This window comes from Pseudomonas sp. SDO5522_S412 (assembly GCF_054071215.1).
In genome coordinates, this window is the sequence record NZ_JBSVWQ010000333.1 from 1 (window position 1) to 4796 (window position 4796).

Annotated in this window: 3 protein-coding genes; 1 reads left to right on the forward strand and 2 read right to left on the reverse strand. The window is 62.9% G+C overall.

Going from position 1 to position 4796, the window contains the following annotated elements; genetic code table 11:
* Nucleotides 1-53: 53 nt before the first annotated feature.
* Nucleotides 54-770 carry a phosphatidylcholine synthase gene (gene pcsA, locus ACW9I6_RS30830; protein WP_003208507.1) on the reverse strand — a complete coding sequence of 239 codons (717 nt, stop codon included), beginning with the start codon at nt 768-770 and terminating at the stop codon, nt 54-56.
* 148 nt (nt 771-918) lie between these two features.
* Nucleotides 919-1845 (reverse strand): class I SAM-dependent methyltransferase, encoded by a 927-nt coding sequence (locus ACW9I6_RS30835; RefSeq protein WP_457340186.1) that lies wholly within the window; start codon nt 1843-1845, stop codon nt 919-921.
* A 191-nt stretch (nt 1846-2036) separates the two neighbouring features.
* On the opposite strand from ACW9I6_RS30835, the gene mdeB reads away from it, so the two are divergent.
* Complete coding sequence (gene mdeB / locus ACW9I6_RS30840) at nt 2037-4715, forward strand: alpha-ketoglutarate dehydrogenase (RefSeq protein WP_457340187.1); 2679 nt, start codon at nt 2037-2039, stop codon at nt 4713-4715.
* The last annotated feature ends 81 nt before the right edge of the window (nt 4716-4796 follow it).

Consider the following 4796-nt stretch of genomic DNA (forward strand, 5'->3'; position numbering starts at 1 on the left):
TCCACCGCATTCGCGAGCAAGCCCGCTCCCACATTTCAACCGTGCCCGCTTGGCTATTTATGTGTTTCGACCCACTCCAGTGCGGTCCGCCAGATGCAGATCCCCAGGAAGTACGCCGACATCAGCAACCACAGGCCCAGGGTCAGGCGATTGGTGTACGGGAAGTCGATCACCAGCAGCAGGCTGCACAGCAACCAGATGGTGGTCACGGCAATATTGATCGGCATGAAGCGCTTGACCCGGAACGGGTGCAGGAACTTCATCGGCGTCACGGTCAGCAACGCCAGGCCGATCACGGTGAGCAAGGTGACCCAGGCTTCCGGCTGGATGATATAGACGCACAGCGCCACCACGTTCCATGCGGCGGGGAAGCCGACGAAGTAGTTGTCCTTGCTCTTCATGTTGACGTTGCAGAAGCAGAACAGCGACGACACCAGAATCACCGACACCGTAAACAACGGGGTGAAGTCCGGCAGGGCGATATAGCGATAGATAAACAGCGCCGGAATAAACACGTACGTCAGGTAATCAATCACCAGGTCCAATACCGAGCCATCGAAGCTTGGCAGCACTGTTTGCACATTCACCCGTCGCGCGAGAGAGCCGTCGACCCCATCGACGATCAAGGCCAGGCCCAGCCACAGCAGGCAAGCCTTGGGCTGGTTGTCGAGCAGTGCCAGGGTGGCCAGGAAGGCCAGCACCACGCCGGTGGCGGTAAAACCATGGGCGCCCCAGGCCTTGAGACGGGCTACATGCAGGGTCGATATCACAGGGGCGTTCTCCAAAAGGTGAAACAGGGCAGCCGACGGGGTAGCACCGTCGAATCTGGCCAGAGTGTGCAGGTATCGACCGGGAAGGGTGGGATAAGGTTCACCACCCGGCGTAGGTTAAGCGTAGCAAGCGCAGGACGTTTCGGCATCAGCCTTGGCGAAACACCAGTGCCTTTAATCCGCTTTGCGGGTCGATATCGGGGAATTCCGGCGGGTTTTCCAGCCGCTGGTCAAAGCGCAGGCCAGGCGCTTCGCGGGTTACGCCGTCGATCAGGAAGTCTTCGCCGAACGCCGGGTCGTTCATGCACGCCAGCACCGTACCCTGGGCCGTGAGCAAATCCGGCAGGCGACGCAGCACCCGCTGGTAGTCCTTGGTCAAAAGGAAACTGCCTTTCTGGAACGAGGGCGGGTCGATGATCACCAGGTCGTACGGGCCGCTGTTGGTGACCTTGGCCCACGACTTGAACAGGTCGTGGCCGAGGAACGTCACCTTGCTCAGGTCGTGGCCGTTCAGGCGGTGATTGTCACGGCCACGGCTCAGGGCGCCTCGGGCCATGTCCAGGTTCACCACATGCTCGGCGCCGCCTTCGATGGCCGCCACGGAGAAACCACAGGTGTAGGCGAACAGGTTCAGCACCCGCAGGCCATGAGCCTGTTCGCGTACCCAGTTGCGGCCGTAACGCATGTCGAGGAACAGCCCACTGTTCTGCTTTTTGCCCAGGTCGATCAGGTAGCGCAGGCCGCCTTCGGTGATGGTCAGTTCGTCGACCACCTCGCCCAGCAGCCATTCGGTGGTGCTTTGCGGCAGGTAGCGGTGTTGCAGCGCCACGGTATGGGCGCCGAATGACCGCCAGTCGATCTGCACCAGCATCTGCTTCAAGGCCTCAAGCTCCGCGGCTTCAGGCTCCTTGAACAGCGAGACCAGCACCACGCCTTGGAGCCAGTCCACTGTCAGTTGCTCCAGGCCCGGCCAGCAGCGGCCACGCCCGTGAAACAGGCGCCGGGTCTCGGCGGGGACGGTTTGCAGGGCGTTCAGCAAATGGGTGTGCAGGGTGGCGAGTGCGTCTGGGGTCATCGGGCAACGTCGGTCATTGAGCGGGCGGCATTTTAAACACAATTGCGGGGTGTTCGGGAGTTGAAGCACAACGTGCTTTGAATTTGCTGATTGGCAGTGATTTATGCTCAAAAGTCCCCGATAGGCGGCGCACAACAGTCAAAAAATCCCTTGGCACCGACATAAACTGGAAAAAAAGCCCGGAGGTGCCCATGAACGGTTTCGCGAGTGCAGTGAGTCAGACAGCGATGGACCAGGAAGAACTGGCAGAATGGCGCGATGCCCTGGCCTCCCTGGTGGCCAACGCCGGCGCGGCGCGCGCACGGGAGATCCTCGACATGCTGGCGGATGCCGGCGGCGCGCCGCACGTCGCCTGGAAACCCCGGCATGGCACGCCCTACATCAATAGCATCGCCGTAGAGCAGCAACCGCCGTTTCCCGGCGACCTGGCCACCGAAGAACGCCTGGCCTCAGTGGTGCGCTGGAACGCCCTGGCCATGGTAGTGCGCGCCAACCAGGCCTATGGCGAACTGGGCGGGCATATCGCCAGCTACGCCAGCGCGGCGGATTTGTTCGAGGTGGGCTTCAACCACTTTTTCCGGGCCCGAAGCGACAGTTTTGGCGGCGACCTGGTGTTCTACCAGCCGCATTCCGCCCCCGGCATCTATGCTCGCGCCTTCCTTGAAGGGCGCCTGAGCGAGGCCGACCTGGCCCACTATCGCCAGGAAATCGGTGCAGGCAAGGCGGGCGCCCGAGGTTTGTCCAGCTATCCCCATCCGTGGTTGATGCCGGACTTCTGGCAATTTCCCACCGGGTCCATGGGCATTGGCCCCATCAGCTCGATTTTCCAGGCGCGGTTCATGCGCTACCTGCAACACCGCGGCTTGCAGGACACCACCGACCGCCACGTATGGGGCGTATTCGGCGACGGCGAGATGGACGAACCGGAAAGCATGTCGGCCCTGACCCTGGCCGCCCGTGAAGGCCTGGACAACCTGACCTGGGTGGTCAACTGCAACCTGCAACGGCTCGACGGCCCGGTGCGTGGCAACGGGCGAATTATCGACGAGCTGGAGGCGTTGTTCGCCGGTGCCGGCTGGAACGTGATCAAGCTGGTCTGGGGCTCGGACTGGGACGCCTTGCTGGCCAAGGACACCGACGGCGAGCTGGCGCGCACCCTGTCGCAGACGGTGGACGGACAGTTCCAGACCTTCGCCGCCAAGGACGGCGCCTACAACCGCGAACATTTCTTCGGCCAGAGCGAGGCGCTGTCCAAACTGGTCGAGGGCCTGAGCGACGAGCAGATCGACCGCCTCAAGCGCGGCGGCCATGACATGGTCAAGATCCACGCCGCCTATCACGCGGCGCGCCGGGTCGCCGGCAAACCCACGGTAATCCTGGCCCAGACCAAAAAGGGCTTTGGCATGGGCGAGGCCGGGCAGGGCAAGATGACCACCCACCAGCAGAAGAAGCTCGACCGCGAGGCCTTGATCGCCTTCCGCAATCGCTTCCAGTTGCCGCTGTCGGATGAACAGGCCGAATCCCTGAGCTTCTACAAACCGGCTGAAGACAGCCTCGAAATGCGTTACCTGCACCAGCGCCGCGCCACCCTCGGCGGGTATGTGCCGAGCCGTGGCCAGCAGGCGCCCACCGTGAGTGTCCCGCCGGTGTCGGGCTACGGCGCGTTTGCCACCCAGGCGGAGGGCAAGGAAATGTCCACCACCATGGCCTTTGTGCGCATGCTCACCAATCTGCTCAAGGACAAGGCCCTCGGCCCGCGCATCGTGCCCATCGTCGCCGACGAAGCGCGCACCTTCGGCATGGCCAACCTGTTCAAGCAGATCGGCATCTATTCCAGCGTCGGCCAGCGCTACGAGCCCGAAGACATCGGCTCGATCCTCAGTTACCGCGAAGCCACCGACGGGCAGATCCTTGAAGAAGGCATCAGCGAAGCCAGCGCCATCAGTTCCTGGGTCGCGGCCGCCACCAGTTATTCGGTGCATGGCCTGCGGATGCTGCCGTTTTACATCTACTACTCGATGTTCGGTTTCCAGCGCGTGGGTGACCTGATCTGGGCCGCCGCCGACCAGCGTGCCCGAGGTTTCCTGCTGGGCGCCACTGCCGGGCGCACCACCCTGGGTGGCGAAGGCTTGCAGCACCAGGACGGCAGCAGCCACCTGATGGCCGCCACCGTGCCCAATTGCCGCGCCTACGACCCGGCGTTTGCTGGCGAGTTTGCGGTGATCCTCGACCATGGCATGCGCCAGATGCTGGAGCACGATGTGGACGAGTTCTACTACGTGACCCTGATGAACGAAAACTACCCGCAGCCGAGCCTGCCGGAAGGCGTCGAAGCCGCGATCATCAAAGGCATGTACCGGCTGAGCGGGCAGCCTGGCGGCAAGGTCCGGTTGCTCGGCTCCGGCACGCTGGTGCGCGAAGCCCAGGCAGCGGCGCAATTGTTGGCGGAAGATTGGCAGGTTGACGCTGAAGTGTTCAGTGTCACCAGCTTCAGCGAACTGGCCCGGGACGCCCGTGACGTGGAACGCTGGAACCGCCTGCATCCGCAACAGCCGGCGCGGCGCAGCCACCTGGCGGAGTGTTTGCCCAAGGGCGCGCCGGTGGTGGCGGTATCTGACTATGTAAGGGCGGTGCCGCAGATGCTTGGGTCATACGTGGATTCGGCTTACACCGTGCTGGGGACGGATGGCTTTGGTCGCAGCGATACCCGGGCGGCGTTGCGGGATTTCTTTGAGGTGGACCGGTATCACATTGTGCTGGCGGCGCTGACGGCGTTAGTAGAGCAGGGGAGTCTGGACAGGCAGGTTTGCCAGCAGGCGATAGAGCGTTATGGGGTGCAGACCGATCGCGAGCCGTCCTGGACCTCCTGAGCGACAAAGATCTAAATGTGGGAGCGGGCTTGCTCGCGAATGCGGTGTGTCAGTCAATATATCCGGCAACTGATACACCGC